Source organism: Stenotrophomonas sp. STM01, from assembly GCF_014852135.1.
Lineage (GTDB): Bacteria > Pseudomonadota > Gammaproteobacteria > Xanthomonadales > Xanthomonadaceae > Stenotrophomonas > Stenotrophomonas capsici.
The window spans coordinates 1-24,552 of record NZ_JACVBA010000002.1; the positions used below are offsets into that span (position 1 = coordinate 1).

Annotated in this window: 19 protein-coding genes; 11 read left to right on the forward strand and 8 right to left on the reverse strand. The window is 67.6% G+C overall.

All coding sequences use genetic code 11. The features are described 5' to 3' along the window. Together IB227_RS10105 and rpoE are read right to left on the reverse strand one after the other, a co-directional pair. A partial coding sequence (locus tag IB227_RS10105) for a sigma-E factor negative regulatory protein (RefSeq protein WP_225591788.1) occupies nucleotides 1–555 on the reverse strand: 555 nt, incomplete at its 3' end. Next, a complete protein-coding gene (rpoE, locus tag IB227_RS10110; RefSeq protein ID WP_132865191.1) occupies nucleotides 552–1,172 on the reverse strand; it encodes an RNA polymerase sigma factor RpoE in 621 nt (206 codons plus the stop codon). The genes IB227_RS10105 and rpoE, both read right to left, overlap by 4 nt. Before the next feature lie 238 nt (nucleotides 1,173–1,410). On the opposite strand from rpoE, the gene IB227_RS10115 reads away from it, so the two are divergent. After that, nucleotides 1,411–3,474: a 3-hydroxyacyl-CoA dehydrogenase NAD-binding domain-containing protein gene (locus IB227_RS10115; RefSeq protein ID WP_192287335.1), complete on the forward strand. Its 2,064-nt coding sequence runs from the start codon at nucleotides 1,411–1,413 to the stop codon at nucleotides 3,472–3,474. Between the two features lie 116 nt (nucleotides 3,475–3,590). Here IB227_RS10115 and IB227_RS10120 read toward each other — a convergent pair whose 3' ends face one another. The 3 genes from IB227_RS10120 to IB227_RS10130 form a co-directional block, all read right to left on the reverse strand. Beyond that, complete coding sequence (locus tag IB227_RS10120) at nucleotides 3,591–4,571, reverse strand: cation diffusion facilitator family transporter (protein WP_192287336.1); 981 nt, start codon at nucleotides 4,569–4,571, stop codon at nucleotides 3,591–3,593. A gap of 83 nt (nucleotides 4,572–4,654) precedes the next feature. Next, entirely contained in the window at nucleotides 4,655–5,476 is an 822-nt protein-coding gene (gene dsbG, locus IB227_RS10125) for a thiol:disulfide interchange protein DsbG (RefSeq protein WP_192287337.1), read from the reverse strand. A gap of 28 nt (nucleotides 5,477–5,504) precedes the next feature. Then, on the reverse strand, nucleotides 5,505–6,302 hold the full coding sequence (locus tag IB227_RS10130; RefSeq protein ID WP_192287338.1) for a TlpA disulfide reductase family protein: 798 nt from the start codon (nucleotides 6,300–6,302) through the stop codon (nucleotides 5,505–5,507). 137 nt (nucleotides 6,303–6,439) lie between these two features. Here IB227_RS10130 and IB227_RS10135 point away from each other — a divergent pair, with 137 nt between their 5' ends. The 8 genes from IB227_RS10135 (at nucleotide 6,440) to mutS (ending at nucleotide 19,870) form a co-directional block, all read left to right on the forward strand. Next, nucleotides 6,440–7,873 (forward strand): GGDEF domain-containing protein, encoded by a 1,434-nt coding sequence (locus IB227_RS10135; protein ID WP_192287339.1) that lies wholly within the window; start codon nucleotides 6,440–6,442, stop codon nucleotides 7,871–7,873. 87 nt (nucleotides 7,874–7,960) lie between these two features. Next, on the forward strand, nucleotides 7,961–9,070 hold the full coding sequence (locus IB227_RS10140) for a metallophosphoesterase (protein ID WP_192287340.1): 1,110 nt from the start codon (nucleotides 7,961–7,963) through the stop codon (nucleotides 9,068–9,070). Between the two features lie 350 nt (nucleotides 9,071–9,420). Further along, entirely contained in the window at nucleotides 9,421–10,845 is a 1,425-nt protein-coding gene (locus IB227_RS10145; protein WP_225591789.1) for a DcaP family trimeric outer membrane transporter, read from the forward strand. A 103-nt stretch (nucleotides 10,846–10,948) separates the two neighbouring features. Continuing rightward, on the forward strand, nucleotides 10,949–12,298 hold the full coding sequence (gene adiC / locus IB227_RS10150) for an arginine/agmatine antiporter (RefSeq protein WP_192287342.1): 1,350 nt from the start codon (nucleotides 10,949–10,951) through the stop codon (nucleotides 12,296–12,298). 30 nt (nucleotides 12,299–12,328) lie between these two features. After that, nucleotides 12,329–14,617 (forward strand): Orn/Lys/Arg decarboxylase N-terminal domain-containing protein, encoded by a 2,289-nt coding sequence (locus IB227_RS10155; RefSeq protein WP_192287343.1) that lies wholly within the window; start codon nucleotides 12,329–12,331, stop codon nucleotides 14,615–14,617. Between the two features lie 353 nt (nucleotides 14,618–14,970). Further along, nucleotides 14,971–15,846, forward strand: a complete 876-nt coding sequence (locus tag IB227_RS10160) for a cation diffusion facilitator family transporter (protein ID WP_263863711.1) — start codon at nucleotides 14,971–14,973, stop codon at nucleotides 15,844–15,846. Then, complete coding sequence (locus IB227_RS10165; protein WP_192287345.1) at nucleotides 15,843–17,162, forward strand: amino acid permease; 1,320 nt, start codon at nucleotides 15,843–15,845, stop codon at nucleotides 17,160–17,162. Before IB227_RS10160 ends, IB227_RS10165 begins: the two co-directional genes overlap by 4 nt. 137 nt (nucleotides 17,163–17,299) lie before the next feature. Next, nucleotides 17,300–19,870: a DNA mismatch repair protein MutS gene (gene mutS / locus IB227_RS10170; protein WP_225591831.1), complete on the forward strand. Its 2,571-nt coding sequence runs from the start codon at nucleotides 17,300–17,302 to the stop codon at nucleotides 19,868–19,870. Nucleotides 19,871–19,951: 81 nt separating this feature from the next. Here the strand turns inward: mutS and IB227_RS10175 are convergent, their stop codons facing one another. Together IB227_RS10175 and IB227_RS10180 are read right to left on the reverse strand one after the other, a co-directional pair. After that, a complete protein-coding gene (locus tag IB227_RS10175) occupies nucleotides 19,952–20,572 on the reverse strand; it encodes a glutathione S-transferase family protein (protein WP_132865203.1) in 621 nt (206 codons plus the stop codon). Between the two features lie 66 nt (nucleotides 20,573–20,638). Then, a complete protein-coding gene (locus IB227_RS10180) occupies nucleotides 20,639–21,331 on the reverse strand; it encodes a YafY family protein (protein ID WP_132865204.1) in 693 nt (230 codons plus the stop codon). 365 nt (nucleotides 21,332–21,696) lie between these two features. Between IB227_RS10180 and IB227_RS10185 the strand changes: the two genes are divergently transcribed. Beyond that, nucleotides 21,697–23,208: a catalase gene (locus tag IB227_RS10185; protein WP_192287906.1), complete on the forward strand. Its 1,512-nt coding sequence runs from the start codon at nucleotides 21,697–21,699 to the stop codon at nucleotides 23,206–23,208. A 154-nt stretch (nucleotides 23,209–23,362) separates the two neighbouring features. After that, nucleotides 23,363–23,971, forward strand: coding sequence for a DUF937 domain-containing protein (locus IB227_RS10190; protein ID WP_192287347.1), 609 nt, complete (start codon nucleotides 23,363–23,365; stop codon nucleotides 23,969–23,971). A gap of 152 nt (nucleotides 23,972–24,123) precedes the next feature. On the opposite strand, the gene IB227_RS10195 is transcribed toward IB227_RS10190, so the two are convergent. Further along, the gene (locus IB227_RS10195; protein WP_132865206.1) at nucleotides 24,124–24,534 is read right to left on the reverse strand and encodes a S4 domain-containing protein; all 411 of its coding nucleotides are present in this window, start codon (nucleotides 24,532–24,534) and stop codon (nucleotides 24,124–24,126) included. Nucleotides 24,535–24,552: the final 18 nt, after the last annotated feature.

The window sequence follows — 24,552 nt, forward strand, 5'->3', positions numbered from 1 at the left end:
CTCACGGCGGGCCACGGCGGCTGCCACGGCCGGTGCCGCCGCAGCCAGGCCGGCGGCGTCATTGAGCACCGCGCCCTGCTGCGGTGCCGGGGCCGACGGCGCGGCCGGCGTCGCCACCTGTGCCGCCGAGGCGATCACCGGTTCCGGCGCACTGTTGTCAGGCAACTGCTCGCGGGCCATGAACAGGGCCACGGCCGCCACCGACGCCGCCAGCGCGGCCCCGCCGCCCCAACGCCGCCAGCCACTGCGTGGCTTGGCCCGCGTGACCTGCACCGGCCCCTGCGCCTGGAGGTCGGCGGCCACGGCCGCCTGCACCCGCGCGCTGAAATCCAGCGGTGCCGGGGCCACGGCGCGCCCGCGCAGCACGTCACCCACCAGCTGCCAGCGCTCCTGGCAGCTGGCCAGTTCGGTGTCGTGTTCGATCCGGCGCAACAGGAAGCGCGCTTCGTCAGCGGCCAGCTCGCCATCCACCAGGCAGGACAACTGCAGGCGGTTGTGGAGGTCCAGCTTGTCGGGGGTGTCGGTCATTTCCGGGGTACGGCCTGTGGGGTTCATACGCGGCTCCGCTCACGGGTGGCACTGGCGGTGTCCAGCAAGGGGCGCAACTGGGCGTCGATGGCTTCGCGCGCACGGAAGATCCGCGAACGCACCGTGCCGATCGGGCAGCCCATCTTCTGTGCGATTTCCTCGTAGCTCATGCCTTCCACCTCTCGCAACGTAATGGCCGAGCGCAGCTCTTCGGGCAACGCGTCGACCGCCTTCATCACGGTCTGTTCCAGCTCCTGGCGCATCAACTCGCGCTCGGGCGTATCGGTATCCCGCAGCCGGGTACCGCTGTCGAACTGTTCGGCGTCGCCGATTTCCACGTCATCGGTCGGCGGTCGCCGGTTATGTGCAGCCAGGTAGTTCTTTGCGGTATTCACTGCGATTCGATGCAACCAGGTATAGAACTGGGCGTCGCCACGGAAATTCCCGATCGCGCGGTAGGCGCGGACGAAAGTGTCCTGGGCCACGTCCTGACATTCACTCCAGTCGGCGATGTAGCGCCCGATCAGCGCGATGATCCGATGCTGGTACTTGCGCACCAGGACATCGAACGCCGCGCTCTCGCCGCGCTGCACGCGCCGGACCAGCTCCAGATCCAGCTCCTGCGGTGTTTCAACCTCGGCCATAACGGGCCGCACTCCTGTCAGCCCAACCGACGTCGGGCGTTATGACCGCTGCTCGCGGAAAAAGTTCAGTCCCCTCGCCAGAGAGGGGCGAACCCGCTTTTAACTTCCGTTCGGATAGCCTGCCCTGAACCGGCGGCGGTGCGAACGCATCACATCCCCAAGCATTGGGATTTGACGCCGAGGAAACAACCTCTGGATCATAGCGATCTTCTCCATACACAACCGGATGGAACGTCCCATGCTTTCAGGCTTCGATGGGCTCCGCTTCAATCATTGGCACACCGAGCTGCGGCAGGACGGCATCGCCGTGCTCAGCCTCGACCGCAAGGACAGCCCCGTCAACGCGATGTCGCAGGACGTGCTGCTGGAACTGGGTGACATCATCGAGCGCCTGGCGATCGATCCGCCCAAGGGCGTGGTGGTGCGCTCGACCAAGCCGGCCGGCTTCATCGCCGGCGCCGACCTGAAGGAATTCCAGGAGTTCGATCGCCGCGGCACCGTCAATGACGCGATCCGGCGTGGCCAGACCGTCTACCAGAAGCTGTCCGAGCTGCCCTGCCCCACCGTGGCCGCCATCCACGGCCACTGCCTGGGCGGCGGCACCGAGCTGGCGCTGGCCTGCCGCTACCGGGTGGCCTCCAACGACGCCTCCACCCGCATCGGCCTGCCGGAAACCCAGTTGGGCATCTTCCCGGGCTGGGGTGGCAGCGCACGCCTGCCGCAGTTGGTCGGCGCCCCGGCGGCGATGGACATGATGCTGACCGGGCGCACCCTGTCGGCCTCGGCCGCGCGCGCGATCGGGCTGGTCGACAAGGTGGCCGCACCTGCGGTGCTGGTGGACGCGGCGGTGTCGCTGGCGCAGTCCGGCACCACCCGGCCGTTCAAGCAACGTGCCACCGCGTGGGCCACCAATACCTGGCTGGCGCGCAAGATCCTGGCCCCGCAGATGGCCAAGCAGGTCGCCCGCAAGGCCAAGAAGGACCAGTACCCGGCGCCGTACGCGCTGATCAGCACCTGGGAGCGCACCGGTGGCAGCCCGATCCAGAAGCGCCTGGACGCCGAGCGCCGCGCGGTGGTCAAGCTGGCCAGCAGCCCGACCGCACGCAACCTGATCCGCATCTTCTTCCTGACCGAACGGCTCAAGGGCCTGGGCGGCAAGGATTCGGGCATCCAGCACGTGCATGTGGTCGGTGCCGGCGTGATGGGCGGTGACATCGCCGCGTGGGCGGCTTACAAGGGCTTCACCGTTACCCTGCAGGACCGCGAGCAGCGCTTCATCGACCCGGCCATGACCCGCGCCCAGGCGCTGTTCGAGAAGAAGGTGAAGGACCCGGCCAAGCGCCCGGAGGTCGCCGCGCGCCTGAAGGCCGACCTGGCCGGCGACGGCGTGGCCCAGGCCGACCTGGTGATCGAGGCCATCATCGAGAACCCGGAGGCCAAGCGTGCGCTGTACCAGTCGCTGGAACCGAAGATGAAGGCCGATGCGCTGCTGACCACCAACACCTCGTCGATCCCGCTGGTCGAGCTGCGCGACCACATCCAGCGCCCGGCGCAGTTCGCCGGCCTGCACTACTTCAACCCGGTCGCGCAGATGCCGCTGGTGGAGATCATCCACCACGACGGCATGGCCCCGGAAACCGAAAAGCGGCTGGCCGCGTTCTGCAAGGCGCTGGGCAAGTTCCCGGTGCCGGTGGCCGGCACCCCGGGCTTCCTGGTCAACCGCGTGCTGTTCCCGTACATGCTGGAAGCGGCCACCGCCTATGCCGAAGGCATCCCCGGCCCGGTGATCGACAGGGCGGCGGTGAAGTTCGGCATGCCGATGGGTCCGATCGAGCTGCTCGACACCGTGGGCCTGGACGTGGCTGCCGGCGTGGGCAAGGAGCTGGCACCGTTCCTGGGCCTGCAGATCCCGGCGGCGCTGGCGACCGTCGAGCAGGACAAGCGCGGCAAGAAGGACGGCCAGGGCATCTATAAGTGGGAAAACGGCCGTGCGGTGAAGCCGGAAGTGGCCAAGGACTACCAGGCCCCGGGTGACCTGGAAGACCGCCTGATCCTGCCCCTGCTCAATGAAGCGGTGGCCTGCCTGCACGACGGCGTGGTCGCCGATGCCGACCTGCTCGACGCCGGCGTGATCTTCGGCACCGGCTTCGCCCCGTTCCGCGGCGGCCCGATCCAGTACATCCGGTCGGCCGGGGCTGATGGCCTGGTCGAGAAACTCAAGGTCCTGCAGGCCCGCCATGGCGACCGCTTCGCGCCGCGCCCGGGCTGGGACCTGCCGGTGCTGCGCGAACCGGTGGCCTGACGGTTCACCCGCCCACCGTGTGGATACGAAAACGGAGCCTGCGAGGGCTCCGTTTTTCTTTCGTGGCCGGTGCGGCTGTCGGCTTCGCGGCCCAGGTCGCTCCTGCCGGCGGGGGCTCAGCGATGGACGTGGCCGTGATGGCCCTGCGCGTCCGGGCCGTGATCGTGATCGTGATCGTGATCGTGATCGTGATCAGCCTGCGGCTTCGGCACGGCGCAGTCATCACCGCAATGGTCGATTTCCATCTGCAACGTCACATGGTCGATCGCGAAGCGCTCGTGCAGCAGGTCAGCCAGCTGGCGACGCAGGTTGTCCTGCTCGCGGCCGTCGGTGATCACCACGTGCGCGGTCAACGCCGGGGTGCTGGATGCCAGCGCCCACACGTGCAGGTCGTGGATTCCCGCCACGCCGTCGTGGCTGCGCAGCGCCTGTTCGATGTCGCCCAGCACCACGCCCTTCGGCACGCCTTCGAGCAGCACGTTGATCGCATCACGCAGCAGCACCCAGGTGCGCGGGATCACCCACAGGCCGATCAGCACCGCCAGGATCGGGTCGACCAGGGTCCAGCCGGTGAAGTGGATGATCAGGCCGCCGGCGATCACCGCCACCGAACCGAGCATGTCGCTCCACACTTCCAGGTAGGCCCCCTTGATGTTCAGGCTCTCGCCGCTGCCGGCGCTGAGCAGGCGCATGGCGATCAGGTTGACCACCAGGCCGAACGCGGCCACCCACATCATGCCGGTCGAGGCGATTGCCTGCGGTTCGCGGAAGCGATCGACGGCTTCCCACAGGATGTACAGGCCCACGCCGAACAGCAGCAGGCCATTGACCACCGCTCCCAGCGCCTCCAGGCGGGCGTAGCCATAGGTGCGGCGGGCGTCGGGTGGGCGTCGGCTCAGGCGCACGGCGGTCAGCGCGATCACCAGGCCGATGGCGTCGGTAGCCATGTGCGCCGCATCGGACAACAGCGCCAAGCTGTTGGTCCAGAACGCGCCCACCACTTCGACGATGAGGTAGGACGTGGTCAGGCCCAGCGCCCACCACAAGGGCTTCTCGTGGCGGATCTCGCTGGGCAGGTGGTTGTGGTCGTGGCTCATGGCAGGCTCCAGGAAACGGGGCCAGCTTAGTCAGGCGCGTGCGGCGGAGACTATTACATCGCCGCACGCGCCCATGCGCGGGTTCAGCGCGGGCCGAGCACGGTCTGCAGGTCGGCCCCCTGCGGCAGGCCCGAGCGCATCTGCACCGTGCCATCAGCGTCCTTGAACACGATGCCCGGCGTTCCCTGGAACCCCAGTTCCATCATCAACATCTCGTTGGCGCGCAGCTGGGCCTGCACCTCGGCCGGCACGCTCGCCAACGGCTTGATGCCGCCCTTGGCGAAGTTGCGCTCGTTCTCCAGCAGCGCCTGCTCCGGCGATGCCGCTGCCAGGATGGCGGCAGCCTTGTTGGCGCTGTCCTGGCGGATCACGCCGACCAGGATCTCGCGGATCTGCACCTTGCCCGCCTCCACCCACGGCCGCGCGGCTTCCCAGAAGTGGTTGCAGTACGGGCAGTTCGGGTCGCTGAAGGCATAGATCACGCGCGGGGCGTCGGCCTTGCCGTCTGCCACCCAATGGCTGGCTTCCACCTTGCTCCATGCCTGCGCGCCCATCGGGCCGGACACCAGTTCCTTCAACTTGCCGGCACCGATGTCCTCGCCCTTGGCGTTGACGAGCGTGCCGACCACCGCGTACTGGCCATCCTTGGACACGTAGACCGCCAGCGGTTGCTGGCCTGCCGCACCGGCGTAGCCGGTCAGGCCCAGCGGTGTTTCGAAGGTACCCATGAACTCCACGCCCTGCGTGCGCAGCGTCCGGATCACTTCCGGCTCATTGGCCTGGCCCGGCGTGGCGGCGGACGCAGCAGGTGCCTGCGCCTTGGCCGGCTCGGCATCACGCGCACAGGCTGCCGGCACGAGCGCGGCGGTGGCCAACAGGAACAACATCGAACGGGGGCGGATCATCATCAACCTCGTCATCAGGATTTGGAATTCATTGCAGCTCACGCAGGCGCGTTTCCAGCGTTGCCCGCGACAGTTCGCCCATGTGCACGTCGCGCAGACGGCCATCGGCGCCAAAGAACAGGGTCGTCGGCAATGCGCGTGCACCGGTCTGCTGCATCACCGCCGAGTCCGCGTCGAGCAGTACGTTCTCCAGCCCGAGCTGGCCCGACTGCAGGAAGTCGATGACCTCCTCCGCTGTTTCGCCCTGGTTGGCGAACACGAAATCGACCGATGCATGCGCCTTCTGCGCGGCAGCCAGCACCGGCATCTCGCGCCGGCACGGGCCGCACCAGGTCGCCCACAGGTTGATCACCACCGGCTTTCCGGCGAAGGCCGTGAGCGGCGCCGGTTGCCCCTGCAGGTCCTGCAGCACCGTTTCGGGCAAGGGAATGGAAGCACGCTGCAACGCGAACAGGCTCATGCCACCAATGGCCCAGAACGCCGCACCCGCGGCCAACCCCAGCAACACCGGCTTGCGCGGCCCCCCCGCACGCGTCTTCCACAACGCATACGCGGCAGCCACCAGCACGCCGGCCCAGATCGACCAGCCGCCATCGCCGAGGCGGATGATCGACAGTGGCTGGGACAGATAGTCCGACGCATGCAGGAGCACATGCACCAGGCGCGCGCCCAGCAGCGCCAGCAACAGCGCATCGAGCACGACCGCGCCGGTGCGGGTACGCAGGCCGTCGACGGCCGGGACCAATGCACGCGCGAAAAACCACGCAATGGCAAACGCCACCAGCGCGATCACTGCCATCATCGGGAACGGCCCGGCGCTAATCACTGCGCGCTCCGCATATCAGGAAAAGCCATGCAAACAGATTGGACGGCAGTTGGAGACTTCCGCACACTACTTCCTAAAGTTACCGTTGAATTTGCCGATACAGGGCACCTGCCTGCCGGCGGTTGCCTATCCTACGCATGAAACCCGCATCTCCCCACTCCTGCGATCCCGAGGCTTGCCCGCTGGTTGCTGGCTGGCAACACAGCCTGGCCGCCGCAGGCCCCGCCGCCCATGCACTGCTGGCCGCGATCGCCAGCGACCACGCCCCGGCATTGGCGGCCCATTTCTACAAGGTCATGCTGAACGACAGCCGTGCATCACGCTCGATGTCGCACGACCAGGTGCGGGTGCGATTGCAGCCGGCGATGCAGCGCTGGCTGACCGGACTGCTGGGCGCAACGCCGGACGACGTCGAGCAATTGCTGGCCGCGCAACGCGTGATCGGCGACGTGCATGCACGCGTGGGCATCCCGGTGGACCTGGTCACGCGTGGCACACGCGTACTGAAGCAACGCATCTTCAGCCTGATCGTGGAGCAGGCCGGGCACGGCGAAACCGCGCACGCGGCAATCGCCAGCCTGACCGCATCCTTCGACATCGCGCTGGAAGGCATGACCCTGGCCTACTCCAACGCCCGCGAGCGTTCCTCGCGCACGGATGCCGCCTACCGGCTGTTCTCGCTGGTGCAGAACGTCAGCACCGAGCGCGAGCGCCAGCGTGCACTGCTGCTGGACTGGGAGAACACCCTGCTCTACGCCCTGGCAAGCACGGGCCGGATGCCCGGCTTCCAGTCATTGGCGCGTTCGGAGTTCGGCCTGTGGTTCACCCACAAGGGCATTCCCAGCTTTGGCGAGAGCACCGAGACCAACCAGATCCTCCACCTGATCGCGGAAGTGGACCGGCTGCTGGAGCACACGCTCTCCAGCCACGAGGACGCCGCCCTGCGCTCCGCGCAGCTGCAGGACGTACGCATGAAGGTGGGCCAGGTGCGCAACCTGCTCGGCATGCTGTTCGAGCGCATCGGCGAGCTGGATGCCGGCTGCGATGCGCTGACCAACCTGCTCAACCGCCGCTTCCTGCCCACCGTGCTGCGCAGGGAGATCGAACTGGCCGAGAAATCGGCAGGCAGCTTCGCCGTGCTGCTGCTGGACCTGGACCACTTCAAGCACATCAACGACACGCACGGCCATGAATCCGGCGACCGCGCACTGCAGCATGTGGCCGGCGTCCTGACCCAGTTCACCCGTGGCAGCGACTACGTGTTCCGGTACGGCGGCGAAGAGTTCGTCGTGGTGCTGGTCGCGGTCGACCAGCGCCAGGCGCTGGTGATCGCCGAAGGGCTGTGCCGCCGCATCGCCGATTCACCGGTGGCCCTGGCCGACGGGCAGTTGCTGGACGTCAGCTCCAGCATCGGCGTGGCGATGTATGACGGCCACCCCGACTACGAGCGGGTGATGGCGCGCGCCGACGCGGCGATGTACCAGGCCAAGAAGCAGGGCCGCAACCGCGTCGTACTCGGCGATGAAGGACTGCCGACCGCCCCGGGCCGGGCCGCGTTGCTGCGCGGCTGAGGCCGACCATCGGCACATGCCAGGCGGCACGGCGGCGGCATATGCTCGGAGTCGATGCCGCCCACCTCCGCCGCCCGCTCCCTGCCGATGTCCCTGCTCCGCGCCGCCACCCTGCTGCTGTGCCTGTTCCCGATGATCGCGGCAGCCGCCGAACCAGTGGCGCCTGCCGAACACGTCGATGCCGATGGGCCCTATGTGTTCCGCAACGGAAAGCGGTTGCAGGCGCACTGGATCTGCGATGACCAGGTGGTCTCGCGCACGCTGCGGCAGCACCTGCGCGGCGCGCGGCTGCCACCGCGATGCGGCTATCCCCATCCCCTGCGCCTGGCCGCACCGGTTGCATCGGCGGCTGCCGTACTGCCCGCGGTGCCGCGCATCGTGGCGGTCTCCGACATCCATGGCCAGTACGATCTGCTGGTCCGCCTGCTGCGCGCACACCATGTGATCGACGCACGGGATCGCTGGTCGCTGGGCCGCGACACCCTGGTGGTGGCCGGCGATGTGTTCGACCGGGGCCCGCAGGTGACCGAAGCCTTCTGGCTGCTCTACAGCCTGCAGCAGCAGGCCGCCGACGCCGGTGGCGCGGTGCATTTCGTCCTTGGCAACCACGAAACGATGGTGCTCTACGACGACCTGCGCTACGTCAACCCCAAGTACCTGCGCAGTGCGCAGCGGTTGGGGCGCAGCTACCCGGACCTGTACGGTGCCGACTCGGTGATCGGGCAATGGCTGCGCACCCGCCCGGTGCTGCTGCGCATCGGCGACACGCTGTTCCTGCACGGCGGCATTGCACCGGAAGCGGTACAGATGGCGCTGGCGCCGGAGTCGACCAACGCGGCCTACCGCGCGTCGCTGGGCAGGCCCAAGGCCGAGGTGAAGGCGGACCCGGCCACTGCACCGCTGTACGACGGCAAGACCAGCCCGATCTGGTATCGCGGCTACTTCGATGGCCGCCTGGATGCCGGTGGGGTGCAACAGGTGCTCGACCAGCTCGATCTGCGCCGCATCGTGGTCGGTCACACCTCGATGCCGCATGTCAGCCAGTTCCACGATGGGCGCGTGATCGCCATCGACAGCAGCATCAAGGACGGCCAAAGCGGGGAACTGCTGTTCATCGAGAACGACCAGCTCAGCCGCGGGCTGCTGGATGGCAGCCGTGTGCCGCTGGCCGAAGGCACCCTCGACGCGGGCGACTGACGCCCAGCCCACGCCGAAGTGTTGCAATCCGCAACACCCGCGGCCCAGGCCCGGGCGGTTTCCGGTACCGCCCACGCTCACGGATTCTCTCCCGCACGGAAGCCGGTCACGCCTTGCCCGCATCACAAGGGGCGTGTGCGGCTGCCCATCGCCGGATTTCGACTTTTTTCGGTTTGTTTCACATTCCTGTTATGAAATCTGGGCCAACGTGACCGAGGGGGGAACGTCGCCGGACATCGGGAACTGCCAGGCGAACACACTGAAAACAGAAGCCGCGCACGGGCCAGCGCCTGTCGCGACGTGGTGTTTTGCATAGCTTGGGACAGGCGATGAAACCACGAAAACTTGCGATGCTGCCGTTGCTCCTGGCCCCGGGAGCCGCCCTCGCCCAGGACTCCGTCGGTGCCCTGAGGCAGGAGATCACCCAGGTGCAGGCACACCTGCAGGCCCTGACCGCGCGCCTGGACGCGCTGGAACGCGAACAGGGCAAGGATCCACCGCCATACACGCCAACAAGCCCGTCGCCCGCGCAAGCACCTGATACGCAGGCGACGGCGCCTCTGGCGCAGGCTGAAACCGCAGCGTCCCCCACCCGTGGCGCGGCCGCCGCACCGTCCATCCTGCCGCCACGCGATTCGGTCGCCGACCCGTCCACGGCGGCATCGCGCCCGGACAACGCGCCCTCGCCCACCGATCCGGAACTGAAGGGCTTCTTCGCCATCCCCGGCACCGAGACCCTGATCCGCCTGGGCGGCTACGCCAAGCTCGATGCCATCGCCGACAGCCGCGCGGCCGGTGACAACCAGCAGTTCGTCACCTCCTCCATCCCGGTCGGCGGCCCGCATCGCGATGTCTCGCATTTCGACATGCATGCCAAGCAGACACGCTTCAGCTTCGAGGCGCGCCGCCCAACCACCCACGGCAACCTGCGCTTCTACCTGGAGAACGACTTCTTCGGCAGCAGCGACAGCTATGAATTCCGCCTGCGCCATGCCTACGGGCAGCTGGGCAACACCTATGCCGGCTACGGCTATTCCACGTTCATGGATGCCGACTCGCTGCCGGACACCCTGGATTTCGCCGGACCCGGTGCGGCCGGCTACCTGTTGGTGGCCGGCATCCACCACAGCTTCGCGCTGGGCAAGGGCAACACCCTGACCCTCGCTGCCGAAGACCCCGATTCACAGCTGGCCAACCCCGGCGATGCCGACGTCAGCACCGAGCGGCTGCCCGACATCAGCCTGGTCGCACGCATGGAGCGCGACTGGGGCCACCTGCAACTTGGCGCGGTCGCGCGTAGCCTCGGCTATGACGGCGATGGGCGCAGCGACCGTGTCTTCGGCGGTGGCCTGCAGTTGAGCGGCTCGTTTGCCATCGCCGAACGCGACCTGCTGTTGTTCGGCGTGGTCGGCGGCAAGGGCATCAGCCGCTACACCGCCGACCTCACCGGCTCGGGGCTGGATGCGGCGATCAACGCCAACGGCCAGCTCAAGGCGCTGCCGCTGTATGGCGGCTTCTTCGGCTACACCCACTACTGGTCGGACATGTGGCGCTCGAACCTGATCTACGGCCAACTGCATCTGGACGACGCCGACGCGCTGGCCCGCGATGCCTTCCTTCGCAGCCAGTACGGCGCGCTCAACCTGATCTGGAGCCCTGCCCCGTCCTGGACGATGGGCATGGAGGTGCTTTACGGCCAGCAGCGCCTGCAGGACGGCCGCAGCGCGGACACCCTGCGCGTGCAGGGCAGCCTGCAGTACAGCTTCATCAAGTAGCCAGCCCGCACGCCGGCAGCAGCGCGGCCGGCCGCCAGCTATCGAGAACGTCCACCGCCTTTCCCTGTAATCACACCGGCATCCCCGGTGAAAGGAGATACCCATGGCAGGTCAGAAGAAAATCGGCGTGGTCGGTGCAACCTTCCTGGTCGCCGGCAACATGATGGGCTCGGGCGTGTTCCTGCTGCCCTCCAGCCTGGCCAAGATCGGCACCGCCTCGATCTGGGGCTGGCTGATCACCACCGCCGGCGCACTGCTGCTGGCGTTCGTGTTCGCCAAGCTCGGCAAGCTCGCCCCGCAGGCCGGCGGCCCCTATGCCTACGCACGTGACTGGTTCGGCCCGTACATGGGCTTCCAGACCAATACCATCTACTGGTTCGCCAACTGGATCGGCAACGTGGCCATCCCGATCGCGGCGGTGGGCTACTTCAGCTACTTCTTCCCGATCCTGTCCCAACCGCTGCCGCGCTGCATCGCGGTGCTGCTGCTGGTGTGGGCGCTGAGCTTCGCCAACGTGATCGGCCCGGCCTTCGTCAGCCGCGTGCAGACGGTGACCACCAGCTTCGCGCTGGTGCCGATCCTGGGCATCGCGATCTTCGGCTGGTTCTTCTTCGACCCGACCATCTTCAAGGGCGCCTACAACGTCTCCGGCGAGTCCAACTTCGGCGCGGTGTCCAGCGCCGCTGCGCTGACGCTGTGGGCCTTCATCGGCGTGGAATCGGCCTCGGTCACCGCCGGCGTGGTCGAGAACCCGGAGAAGAACGTCGCCCGTGCCACGCTTGCCGGGGTATTCCTCGCGGCGATCGCCTACATCGCCAGCTCCTCGGTGATCATGGGCATGGTGCCGAACGCGGACCTGCAGGTCTCCGACGCGCCGTTCGCCCTGGCCGCGGCCAATGCGGTCGGTGGATGGGGCGGTGCGCTGGTCAGCCTGTGCGCCTTCATCGGTGCGGCCGGTTCGCTCGGCGGCTGGATCCTGCTGACCGCGCAAAGCGCCAAGGCGGCCTCTGACGACGGGCTGTTCCCCAGCATCTTCAGCAAGATCAACAAGGACGAAGTGCCGGTCAAGGGCGTGCTGATCGTGGCGGTGCTGATGACCCTGGCGGTGCTGATCACCTCCACCTCGGAAACCGCGTCGGCGCAGTTCGACGTCATCACCTCCGCGGCGGTGGTGCTGACCCTGCTGCCCTACATCTACTCCTGCGTGGCCTGCTACTTCGTGGTGGAGCGCTCGCACACGCTGGTACATACCGGCGCGTTCTGGGTGCTGACCAGCATCACGGTGGTGTATTGCCTGTGGGCCATCTTCGGCTCGTCCGGCACGATCGTGCAGTACGCGTTCCTGTTCGTGCTGTTCATCACCGTCTTCTATCCCTTCTTCAGCGAAGAACGCCGCAAGCAACGGCTTGCCCGCTTCTCGCCCACCGGCACGCCGCGTGCCGCTTCGAACTGAATCCCCCGCTCGGTAGAAAAGGAAACCACCATGTACTTCAAGTCCCTGGACTATCCCATCGTCATCATCGACGCGGACTACGAGTCGCCGCGCATCAACGGCATCCTGATCCGCGCCCTGGCCGACGAGCTGCGCCACAACGACCAGCGCGTGCTGTGCGGCCTGACCCTGGATGACGCGCGCGCCGGCGCACGCACCTACGTGGCTGCCTCGGCGGTGTTGATCTCCATCGACGGCACCGAGGAGAACGACGACCAGTTCCAGCAGCTGCTCGCCTTCCTGCGCGAGCAGAGCAAGCGCCGCGCCGACCTGCCGGTGTTCCTGTACGGCGACCGCCGTACCATCGAGAAGGTGCCGAGCAAGCTGCTCAAGTACGTGCACGGCTACATCTTCCTGTTCGAGGACACCAAGAGCTTCATCGCCCGCCAGGTGATGCGCGCGGCCGAAGACTACATGGCCAAACTGCTGCCGCCGTTCTTCAAGGCCCTGATCCACCACGCCGCCGAGTCCAACTATTCCTGGCATACCCCCGGCCACGCCGGTGGCGTGGCGTTCACCAAGTCGCCGGTGGGCCGTGCGCTGCACCAGTTCTACGGCGAGAACACGCTGCGCAGCGACCTGTCGATCTCGGTCCCGGAACTCGGCTCGCTGCTCGACCACACCGGCCCGATCCGCGACGCCGAAGCCGAGGCCGCGCGCAACTTCGGCGCCGACCACACCTTCTTCGTCACCAACGGCACCTCCACCGCCAACAAGATCGTCTGGCACGGCACCGTGGCGCGCGGCGACATCGTTTTCGTGGACCGCAACTGCCACAAGTCGCTGCTGCACTCGCTGATCATGACCGGCGGCATCCCGGTGTACTTCACCCCCAGCCGCAACGCGCACGGCATCATCGGCCCGATCAGCCTGGACCAGTTCTCCGGCGAGGCGCTGCAGCGGATGATCCAGGCCAACCCGCTGGCCAGCAAGGCGGCCAAGCCGGGTGCCAAGCCGCGCATCGCGGTGGTCACCAACTCCACCTATGACGGCCTCTGCTACAACGCCGAGAAGATCGCCGACAACCTCGGCACCGCGGTGGACTTCCTGCACTTCGACGAAGCCTGGTACGGCTACGCCGCGTTCCACCCGTTCTACGAGAACCACTACGGCATGGCCAAGGGCAAGCCGCGCGAGCAGGACGCGATCATCTTCACCACCCAGTCCACGCACAAGCTGCTGGCCGCGTTCTCGCAGGCCTCGATGATCCACGTGCGCAATGCCGCCACCCGTGAGCTGGATGCCGAGCGGTTCAACGAATCGTTCATGATGCACACCTCCACCAGCCCGCACTACGGCATCATCGCCTCCTGCGATGTCGCCTCGAAGATGATGGAAGGCGAGGCCGGGCGGTCGCTGGTGCAGGAGATGCACGACGAGGCGGTGGCGTTCCGGCGGTCGATGCTGCATGTCAGCGAGGACCTGGGCCGGGACGAATGGTGGTTCAAGGTCTGGCAGCCCGATGGCGTGGAGCGCACGCTGGCCCATGAGGACAGCAGCAAGCCGATGGTCACTTCGCGGCCTGACTGGTACCTGCGTCCGGACGCCCGCTGGCACGGCTTCGACAACCTGGCCGATGACTACGTACTGATCGATCCGGTCAAGGTCACCCTGCTCACGCCGGGCCTGTCGATGGACGGGGAAATGGGCAAGCTGGGCATCCCGGCCGCGGTGCTGAGCAAGTTCCTGTGGACCCGCGGCATCACCGTGGAGAAGACCAACCTGTACTCGGTGCTGTTCCTGTTCTCGATGGGCATCACCAAGGGCAAGTGGAGCACGCTGGTCACCGAGCTGATGGCGTTCAAGGACCTCTACGACGCCAATGCCCCCTTGAGCCAATCGCTGCCCAACCTGATCCAGGACCACCCGGCCGCCTACGCCAACTGGGGCCTGCGCGACCTGTGCGAGGCGCTGCACGCCTTCAACCGGGAGTTCCGCGTGGCCGAGGTCATGCGCGAGATGTACGTGGACCTGCCCGAGCCGGTAATGACGCCGGCCGAGGCTTACAACCACCTGGTGCGCGGCGAGATCGAACGCGTGGACATCGACCAGATCAGCGGCCGGGTGGCCGGCACGATGCTGGTGCCCTATCCGCCGGGCATCCCGACCATCATGCCGGGCGAGCGTTTCGGCGCGCAGGATGAACCGATCATCCAGTCGCTGCGCATCGCCCGCGAGCAGAACGCGCGCTTCCCCGGCTTCGAGTCGGACGTGCATGGGCTGATCATCGACGACAGCGGCGCGCAGCCCAGCTACAAGGTGGAGGTCCTGAAGCTGTAACCGCCGGCGCGGCGCAGGGGATATGGCAAGCGCCCTCACCCCCAACCCCTCTCCCACCTGCGGGAGAGGGGCTCTGGCACGGCAGACGCGCGTTCCTGCTTCGGTGGGTTGCAAGGAAACGGCGATGCCCGCGCCGCTCCCTTCTCCCGCCCCGGCGGGAGAAGGTGCCCGCCAGGGCGGATGAGGGTGCTTTGTGCGTTCCACGTCAGCCCGCCCGCAACCAGAGTGAGCTCTGCCATCCCCCGGAGAAGCGGCTACGATGCGGGCGACACCCGCCGCCCCCGCGATGACGGGAACCAACGGATGCACCACGGCACGCCTTGATGACCAGCACCGGCCAGGAACAACGCGTCTTGCAACTGTCGATCGCGGCGACCGTCCTGGTCGCGGCGATCGGTTTCTTCGGGGGCCTGCTGGCACGGTCGCAGGCGATCCTGTTCGACGGCATCTACAGCCTGGTCGATGTCGCGCTGACCCTGGTCGCGCTGGCGGTACTGCGGTTGATGGCCAACGAACAGAGCCCGCGCTTCCAGTACGGGTTCTGGCACCTGGAACCGATGGTCGAGGCATTGGGCGGCGCAATCCTGAGCCTGGCCTGCATCTATGCGCTGGCCAATGCCGTCATCGGCTTCAGCGATGGCGGGCACGAGACACGGCTCGGCCCCGGCCTGGCCTGGGCGGCATTGCTGGCGGTGGTCGACCTGGTCATGGCGGTCTGGATCGGCCGCCACGCCCGTCGCCTGCAATCCGGTTTGCTGGCCCTGGATGCGCGTGCGTGGCTGCTGACCGGGCTGATGAGCCTGGCGGTGGTGCTGTCCTTCCTCATCGCCTTTGCCCTGCGCGGTGGCGCACACGCGCATTGGATCCCCTACATCGACCCGCTGGTGCTGGCCGCGATCAGCGTGGTGGCATTGCCGGTGCCGCTGCGCGCGGCATGGAAGGCCGCCCGTGAGGTGCTGCAGGTGGCCCCGGACGACCTGGACCGACGGGTGCGTGAGGTCATGCAGCAGTTCGTCGACGAACACGGTTTCGACGGCTTCACCAGCCACGTCGCCAAGATCGGGCGCATGCAGTTCATCGAGATCCACGTGCTGACCCGGCCGGACGCCCGGCTTGGCAGCATCGGCGACGTCGACCGCCTGCGCGACGGCATCGCCAACCGCCTGGACGCCCGCTCGGGCCGCTTCTGGCTGACGATCGACTTCACCTCCGACCCGGCCTGGACATGAGCACCTCCGCCCCGCGCAAGATGGGCCTGACCATGGCCACCATGCTGGTCGCCGGCAACATGATCGGCACCGGCGTGTTCCTGCTGCCGGCCAACCTGGCCACGGTCGGCAGCATCTCCTCCTTCGGCTGGATGATCGCCACCGCCGGGGCGATCGCGCTGGGCCTGGTGTTTGCCCGCCTGTCGCAACTCAACCCGCAGCCGGGCGGGCCCTATGCCTATGCGCGTGACACGTTCGGCAACTACATCGGCTTCGTCAGCAACTACGCCTACTGGTTCGGCAACTGGATCGGCAACGTCGCCATCGCGCTGGTGGTCACTGGCTACCTGAGCCAGCTGTGGCCCTGGCTGGAAGGCATCTACCCGCGGCTGGGCTTCACCCTGGCGGTGATCTGGCTGCTGAGCCTGGCCAACGCACGCGGCGCCCGCTGGATCGGCGCGCTGGAGACCGGCACCCTGTTGCTGGCGTTGGTCCCGATCCTGGGCATCGCCATCGCCGGCTGGTGGTGGTTCGACCCGGACCTGTTCCGCGCCGGCTGGAACGTCAGCGGCATGAGCGACAGTGCCGCGATCTCGCGCAGCGCTTCGATCGCGCTGTGGGCCTTCATGGGCGTGGAGAGCGCGGCGGTCTCGGCCGACGTCATCGACGACCCGCGCCGCAACATCCCGCTGGCCACCCTGTTCGGGTTGGCATTGGCAGCGGTGATCTACGTCAGCTGCTCGCTGGTGATCATGGGCATGCTGCCGATGGAACAGCTGCGCGACTCCTCGGCACCGTTCGCCGAGGTGGCCAGGCTGATGATCGGCCCGTGGGGCGTGGTGGTGATCGCGCTGTGCGCCATCTTCAAGTCCGTGGGCGCGCTGGGCGGCTGGATGCTGCTGGTCGGGCAGTCGGCCAAGGCGGCCGCCGAGGATGGCCTGTTCCCGCGCGTGTTCTGCCGGCTCAACCGGCATGGCATGCCCGGCACCGGCCTGATGATCGTGGCGGTGCTGATGAGCGGGCTGCTGCTGGTCACCTCCTCGCCCACCCTGGCCCGCCAGTTCGACCAGCTCACCAACATCGCGGTGCTGCTGACCATCATCCCCTACCTGTTCTCGGCCGGCGCGCTGGTCGCGACCACGCTGGAGCGCAACGAGCAGGGCGCGCTGCGCGCCGGCTGCCTGTTCATCGCCGCCACCGCCGTGGCCTATTGCCTGTATGCGCTGGTTGGCGCCGACGCCCAATTGCTGGCCTACGCCACCGTCGCCCTGCTGTTCAGCGCGGCGGTGTACCCGTTCTTCCGCCAGCGCCTGCACTCGCAGGGCAACCAGGACTGACCCCGGCCGGCTCGCCCGGCCTCCCGCTTCGTCCTGCCCGCGCCCAGCCACTACAATGCCCCCTTTGTGGCAGCCCCCTGCCCGGCTATCGAAGTGGAATGCGCGTGACCGAGAAGAAGCCCGAACACACCCCGTTGATGAAGCAGTTCTTCGCAGCCAAGGCCGACTACCCGGACCTGCTGCTGTTCTTCCGGATGGGCGATTTCTACGAACTGTTCTACGACGACGCGCGCAAGGCCGCGCGCCTGCTGGACATCACCCTGACCCAGCGCGGCAGCTCGGGCGGTGCGCCGATCCCGATGGCCGGCGTGCCGGTGCATGCCTACGAAGGCTACCTGGCACGGCTGGTGGCGCTGGGCGAATCGGTGGCGATCTGCGAGCAGATCGGCGACCCGGCGCTGGCCAAGGGGCTGGTCGAGCGCAAGGTGGTGCGCATCGTCACCCCCGGTACCGTCACCGACGAAGCCCTGCTCGATGAACGCCGCGACACCCTGCTGATGGCGCTGTCACGGACCAAGGCCGGCTACGGGCTGGCCTGGGCCGACCTGGCCGGCGGTCGCTTCCTGGTCAACGAAGTGGAGACCGACGACGCCCTGGAAGCCGAGCTGGCCCGCCTGGAACCGGCCGAGCTGCTGGTGCCCGACGAGGAGGACTGGCCCGAGTTCCTGCGCCAGCGCAGCGGCGTGCGCCGGCGTGCGCCGTGGCTGTTCGACGCCGACAGCGGCCGCCGCCAGCTGCTGAACTTCTTCAAGCTGCACGACCTCACCGGTTTCGGCATCGACGACAAGCCGCGTGCTACCGCCGCGGCCGGTGCGCTACTCGGCTACGTCGAGGAAACCCAGAAGCAGCGCCTGCCGCACCTGACCTCGATCGCGATGGAGAACGCCGGCGAGGCGATCGCGATGAATGCCGCCACCCGCCGTCACCTGGAGCTGGACACGCGCGTGGATGGCGACACCCGCAACACCCTGCTCGGCGTGCTGGACAGCACCGTCTCGCCGATGGGCGGGCGCCTGCTGCGGCGCTGGCTGCACCGTCCGCTGCGCCTGCGCAACGTGCTGCAGCAGCGCCACCACGCCGTGGCCACGCTGATCGACCGCGGTACCGATGCCGACCTGCGCGAGAGCTTCCGTGCGCTGGGCGACATCGAACGCATCCTCACCCGCATGGCGCTGCGCTCGGCACGCCCGCGTGACTTCTCCACCCTGCGCGACGGCCTGGGCCTGCTGCCGGCCATCAATGCGCAGCTGGATGGACTGGACTCCCCGCGGCTGCAACAGCTACGCGCCGAACTAGGCTCGCACGACGAAAGCGCGCAGCTGCTGGCCAGCGCCATCGCCGAACAACCGCCACTGAAGCTGTCCGACGGCGGCGTGATCGCCGAGGGCTATGACGCCGAGCTGGACGAACTGCGCCGGCTGTCCACCCACGCCGACCAGTTCCTGATCGACCTGGAACTGCGCGAGCGCGAGGCCAGCGGCATCGCCACGCTGAAGGTCGGCTACAACCGCGTGCACGGCTACTACATCGAGATCAGCAAGGGCCAGGCCGACAAGGCGCCGGTGCACTACACCCGCCGCCAGACCCTGACCAACGCCGAGCGCTACATCACCGAGGAGCTGAAGAGCTTCGAGGACAAGGTGCTGTCCGCGCGCGAGCGTTCGCTCAGCCGCGAGAAACTGTTGTACGAAGGCCTGCTCGACACCGTCGGCGAACACCTGGAGCCGCTCAAGCGCTGCGCGGCAGCACTCAGCGAGCTGGACGTACTGGCCGCCTTCGCCGAACGCGCGCAGGCGCTGGACTGGGCGCAGCCCGAACTGCAGGACGAACCCTGCCTGCGCATCGAGCGCGGCCGTCACCCGGTGGTCGAGGCGGTGCGGGATGCACCGTTCGAGCCAAACGACATCGACCTGCACCCGGACCGCCGCATGCTGGTCATCACCGGCCCGAACATGGGCGGCAAGTCGACCTACATGCGCCAGAACGCGCTGATCGTGCTGTTGGCGCACATCGGCAGCTTCGTGCCGGCCAGCCGTGCGCTGATCGGCCCGATCGACCGCATCCTGACCCGCATCGGCGCCGGCGACGACCTGGCCAAGGGCCAGTCCACCTTCATGGTGGAAATGGCCGAGACCAGCTACATCCTGCACCACGCCACCGCGCATTCGCTGGTGCTGATGGACGAGATCGGCCGCGGCACCTCCACCTACGACGGCCTGGCGCTGGCCGATGCGGTGGCCCGCCACCTGGCCTACCAGAACCGCTGCTACACCCTGTTCGCTACGCATTACTTCGAATTGACCGCATTGGCCGACGAGAGCCACGAAGGCGGCGCCAGCGGCATCGCCAACGTGCACCTGGATGCGGTGGAGCACACCGACAAGAACGGTGGCGAGCGGCTGGTGTTCATGCATGCGGTGAAGGACGGCCCGGCCAACCGCAGCTTCGGCCTGCAGGTGGCGGCGCTGGCCGGCCTGCCGCGTGCGACGGTAGCGCAGGCGCGGCGTCGCCTGGCCGAACTGGAGCAACGCGGCGGCGAGACCCAGTCCGCCGCGATGGCACCGCAGGCACTGGATGCACCGCAGCAGTTCGGGCTGTTCGCCGCCCCGAGCTCGGCCGCGCTGGATGCACTGCAGGCGATCGATCCGGACGAGCTGACGCCCAAGCAGGCGCTGGAAGCGCTGTACCGCGTGAAGTCGTTGTTGTAACGAAATACCGAGGGCCGCGAAAGCGGCCCTCGATGTATCCAGACACAGTTCGCGACCGAGGCCGCTCCTGCGATGACGGGCTCAGGCTGCGCTGGCAGTCACCAGCGCATCATCCAGCTCACCCGCACGCACCGACGCCGGTCGCTGCAGATGGACTGCGCAGTAATCCGTGAACACCGGCTTGGCCTCCAGCTCGCCGACACGCATGTAGTAGCTCAGGAAGGAGGCCATATACAGATCAGCGACGGTGAAGCTATCCCCGACCAGATAGCGCTTGCCGGCCACCGCCGTTTCCAATGTGTGCATCAGGTCCTCGGCGGTGCCATAACCTGCTTCCATTGGCGGTGCCAGCGAGCCATGACGACGATCGGTGACGAAAGCCTCCAGCGGCCCGGCCGCAAATAGCACCCAGCGGTAGCAGGCACCGCGCTCGGCGCTGCCCACCGGCGGCAACAATCCCTTCCAGGGCGCCAGATCCGCAAGATGCAGGCAGATCGCTGCGTTCTCGGTAATGACCGTACTGCCCTGCAGCAACGCCGGGACCTTGCCCATGGGATTGAGCGCCAGGTACTGCGCGGACTTCATGCTGGTGCCGTACTCCAGTATCACCGCGTCGTAGCGCAAACCCGTTTCCTCCAGCATCCAACGGGTGATGCGCCCGCGCGATTGCGGATGGGTATGGAACGTGAGCGTGTCGGACATGTCAGGCACCTGCCTTGTAAGGAGCCTGCAGTGTGCGCAGGGCCTGCTGACAGCGGTTGTCAGCAGTCAACGCGGACCGCGCTGCAAGCACTCCTGGTTCCAGCGCCGCAACAAGCGATGACGCTGCTCCGGATAACGCTGGCCGGTGTCCTCCAGCCAGACCATGCGGTCGGCGCGGAAGTGGCGGAAATCACCACGCATCTCGCACCATGCGGCCAGCAGGCGGATCTCGGCCAGGAAGGCCATGGCGAAGGGCCAGATCACCCGCTCGCTGGCGCGCCCCTCCCCATCGCGGTAATGGATGCGCACCGCGTTGCCGGCACGGATCGCACGGCGCAACGCCGGCAGCCACGGCTCCGGTTCGGCTGCATGCCATTGCGGTGCGAACAGGCCACTGGTCTCCACCTGCAGGCGCAGCCCTTCCGGCAACACGCCCGTCATCCGCTCCAGCGCCGCGCCTGCGGCCACCGCCAGCTCCGGGTCGGCGTGCGACGCCACCCAGCGCGCGCCGAGCACCAGTGCTTCCAGCTCCTCGGCCGAGAACATCATCGGCGGCAGCAGGAAGCCGGCACGCAGCTGGTAACCGATGCCCGGGTCACCGACGATGTCGGCCCCCTGCCCGCGCAGTGCGTCGATATCGCGGTACACCGTGCGCAGGCTGACGCCGAGCCGGTCGGCCAGTTGCGCACCGCGCACCGGCTTGCGGCGTCGGCGCAGTTCATCAAGCAGGTGCAGCAGGCGGGTGGCGCGTTGGCTCATGCCGGTGACCGGGAAACGGGGGCGCACAGCATAGCCGCCACACCCGCCCCTGCACCGCGCCATGTTGCGATGCGATGACCGAGGCGAGGCAGCGGAAAGACAACAGCCGGCACAGATGCATTTCCGGGCGGTGATAGATGAATGCTATCAATGCGAACGGATCATTTGATTGTCCATTTCACCTGCCCGTGGCTACAGTCGGTCCAAGATGTCCCACTAGCCAGCAGGAGCCAGCGATGAGCAGCAACGACACCAAGCCGACCTGTCCGTACCACAGTGCCCCGACACCGGAGCAGGCCGCCCAATCGCAGCGCGATACCAGCACCACGCCCACGCAGAAGCACGGCGACGCGCCGGTGACGCCGATGACCACCGCCTTCGGTGCGCCGGTGGTGGACAACCAGAACAGCAAGACCGCCGGCCCGCGTGGCCCGCTGTTGATGGAAGACGTGTGGCTGCTGGAGAAGCTGGCCAACCTCAACCGCGAGATCATTCCCGAGCGGCGCATGCACGCCAAGGGCTCCGGCGCGTTCGGCACTTTCACCGTGACCCACGACATCAGCAAGTACACCCGCGCCAAGCTGTTCTCGGCGGTGGGCAAGCAGACCGAGATGTTCGCCCGCTTCACCACCGTGGCCGGCGAGCGCGGCGCGGCCGATGCCGAGCGCGACATTCGCGGCTTCGCGCTGAAGTTCTACACCGAGGAAGGCAACTGGGACCTGGTCGGCAACAACACCCCGGTGTTCTTCCTGCGTGACCCGCGCAAGTTCGCCGACCTCAACAAGGCGGTCAAGCGCGACCCGCACACCAACCTGCGCAGCGCGCGCAACAACTGGGATTTCTGGACGCTGCTGCCCGAGGCACTGATGCAGGTGACGGTGGTGATGAGCGACCGCGGCATCCCGCGCAGCTTCCGCCACATGCACGGCTTCGGCTCGCACACCTACAGCTTCACCAACAACGACGGCGAGCGCTTCTGGGTGAAGTTCCACTTCCACAGCCAGCAGGGCATCCAGGCCCTGACCGACGCGCAGGCCGAAGTACTGGTGGGCAAGGACCGCGAGAGCCACGGCCGCGACCTGTTCCAGGCGATCGAGCGCGGTGAGTTCCCGAAGTGGAAGCTGTTCGTGCAGGTCATGCCGGAGCTGGAGGCGGAGACCTACCGCATCCACCCGTTCGACCTGACCAAGGTGTGGCCCAAGAGCGACTACCCGCTGATCGAGGTGGGCGAGTTCGAGCTCAACCGCAACCCGGACAACTGGTACCAGGACGTGGAGCAGTCGGCGTTCGCACCGAGCAACCTGGTGCCGGGCATCGGCCCGTCGCCGGACAAGATGCTGCAGGCCCGCCTGTTCGCCTACAGCGATGCACAGCGCTACCGCCTGGGCGTGAACCACCACCAGATCCCGGTGAACGCGGCTCGCTGCCCGGTGCACAGCAACCACCGCGACGGCGCCATGCGCGTGGACGGCAACTACGGCGGCCTGCCGCATTACGAGCCGAACAGCTATGGCCAGTGGCAGGAACAGCCGCAGTACCGCGAGCCGCCGCTGAAGATCCGTGGCGATGCCGACTTCTGGAACTTCCGCGAGGACGACAACGACTACTTCAGCCAGCCCGGCGCGCTGTTCCGCAGCTACAACGCCGAGCAGAAGCAGCGCCTGTTCGACAACACCGCGCGTGCCCTGGGTGATGCGCCGGACTTCATCAAGCAGCGCCACATCGACAACTGCAACAAGGCCGATCCGGCGTATGGCGCCGGCATCGCCGAGGCCTTGAAGAAGCTGGCGGCGAACCCGTCCGACCCGTTCCAGCCCGCCCATCCGGGCAGCGAATTCCCCAGCGCCACCCCCGGTGCGGAGGACATCACGCTGTGACACCGCACCCGCCCGGTTGAACGGGCGGGTCGCCCGCACCACCCCGACGCCCGGGATGCCTGGATGGCATTCCGGGCGTTGCCGTCTGCCACACCGGCCACCCCGCGCGGGGTTACCATCCCGGCTTGGCCACCCACCGCAAAGGAAACCACCGATGAGCCTGACCGACGACCTTCTTTCCCAGCTGCAGGGTGCGCCCCTGCAACAGGTTTCCCAGCAACTGGGCATCGACAGCCAGCAGGCTTCCGGCGCGATCAGTGCCGCCCTGCCGCTGCTGATGGGCGCCCTGGGCAACAACGCCGCCAAGCCACAGGGCGCCGAAGCCCTGCTCGGCGCGCTGCAGAACAACCACAGCGGCCTGGACATCGGCAGCGTGTTGGGCTCGGTGCTGGGCGGCGGCGGCAGTCCGGCCACCAACGGTGCCGGCATCCTCGGCCACATCTTCGGCGGCAACCAGGGCCGCGCGGAAACCGGTCTGGCCCAGGCCACCGGCCTGAGCCAGAGCAATTCCAGCCAGCTGCTCAAGATCCTCGCCCCGATCGTGATGGCCTACCTGGCCCAGCGCATGGCCGGGGGTGGCAACCAGGCCAGTGCCGGTGGGCTGGCGCAGATCCTGGGCCAGGAGAAGCAGCAGGTCACCCAGGCCGGCGGCATCGGCGGCGGCCTGTTGGGCAGCGTGCTGGACCAGGACGGCGACGGCCAGTTCGGCGTGTCCGACCTGATCAAGCTGGGCAGCGGCCTGCTGGGCTCGGGCAAGCGCTGACCTGTTCGGGCTGCGCCTGAAACAATAACGCCACCCTCGCGGTGGCGTTTTTTTCCTCCTGTGAGAGCGCCTTCGGGCGCGAGGCTGGGGCTCCTGCAATTGCAATCATTCCCTGCGGCGGACGAACCCCGGCTTCGCGGCCGAGGCCGCTCCTACAGGGCGTCGATGTCGCCCAGGGCGCGGATCAGGCGGCGGGCGCGCTTGTCGGGCTTGTGCTCCGGGGCCTGGTAGCCCGTGCGCTCGGCGGCGCGACGCAGGCGCACCTCCTGGCGGGCCTTTCGTGACGCATCACTCTCCTCGTACAACCCTTGCGCCACCGGTGCGGGGCCACGCATGTCGCTCAGCCCGCGCACGCTGATCTCGAACACCTCCTCACCGCGCTGTACCCGCAACGCATCGCCGATGCGGATCGCGCGCGAGGACTTGGGCCGCTGGCCGCCCACCTCGACCTTGCCGGTGTCCACCGCCTGCTTGGCCAGGCTGCGGGTCTTGTAGAAACGTGCCGCCCACAACCACACGTCGAGGCGGATACTGGGGACCACGGGAACGGCTTCGGGATTCATCAGGCTCCACTGGGTTGC

Coding starts and splice junctions, on each gene's coding strand:
- rpoE (WP_132865191.1), bottom strand. CDS start 1,172: ATGGCCGAGGTTGAAACACCGCAGGAGCTGGATCTGGAGCTGGTCCGG.
- IB227_RS10115 (WP_192287335.1), top strand. CDS start 1,411: ATGCTTTCAGGCTTCGATGGGCTCCGCTTCAATCATTGGCACACCGAG.
- IB227_RS10120 (WP_192287336.1), bottom strand. CDS start 4,571: ATGAGCCACGACCACAACCACCTGCCCAGCGAGATCCGCCACGAGAAG.
- dsbG (WP_192287337.1), bottom strand. CDS start 5,476: ATGATCCGCCCCCGTTCGATGTTGTTCCTGTTGGCCACCGCCGCGCTC.
- IB227_RS10135 (WP_192287339.1), top strand. CDS start 6,440: ATGAAACCCGCATCTCCCCACTCCTGCGATCCCGAGGCTTGCCCGCTG.
- IB227_RS10140 (WP_192287340.1), top strand. CDS start 7,961: ATGTCCCTGCTCCGCGCCGCCACCCTGCTGCTGTGCCTGTTCCCGATG.
- IB227_RS10145 (WP_225591789.1), top strand. CDS start 9,421: ATGCTGCCGTTGCTCCTGGCCCCGGGAGCCGCCCTCGCCCAGGACTCC.
- adiC (WP_192287342.1), top strand. CDS start 10,949: ATGGCAGGTCAGAAGAAAATCGGCGTGGTCGGTGCAACCTTCCTGGTC.
- IB227_RS10155 (WP_192287343.1), top strand. CDS start 12,329: ATGTACTTCAAGTCCCTGGACTATCCCATCGTCATCATCGACGCGGAC.
- IB227_RS10165 (WP_192287345.1), top strand. CDS start 15,843: ATGAGCACCTCCGCCCCGCGCAAGATGGGCCTGACCATGGCCACCATG.
- mutS (WP_225591831.1), top strand. CDS start 17,300: ATGAAGCAGTTCTTCGCAGCCAAGGCCGACTACCCGGACCTGCTGCTG.
- IB227_RS10175 (WP_132865203.1), bottom strand. CDS start 20,572: ATGTCCGACACGCTCACGTTCCATACCCATCCGCAATCGCGCGGGCGC.
- IB227_RS10180 (WP_132865204.1), bottom strand. CDS start 21,331: ATGAGCCAACGCGCCACCCGCCTGCTGCACCTGCTTGATGAACTGCGC.
- IB227_RS10185 (WP_192287906.1), top strand. CDS start 21,697: ATGACCACCGCCTTCGGTGCGCCGGTGGTGGACAACCAGAACAGCAAG.
- IB227_RS10190 (WP_192287347.1), top strand. CDS start 23,363: ATGAGCCTGACCGACGACCTTCTTTCCCAGCTGCAGGGTGCGCCCCTG.
- IB227_RS10195 (WP_132865206.1), bottom strand. CDS start 24,534: ATGAATCCCGAAGCCGTTCCCGTGGTCCCCAGTATCCGCCTCGACGTG.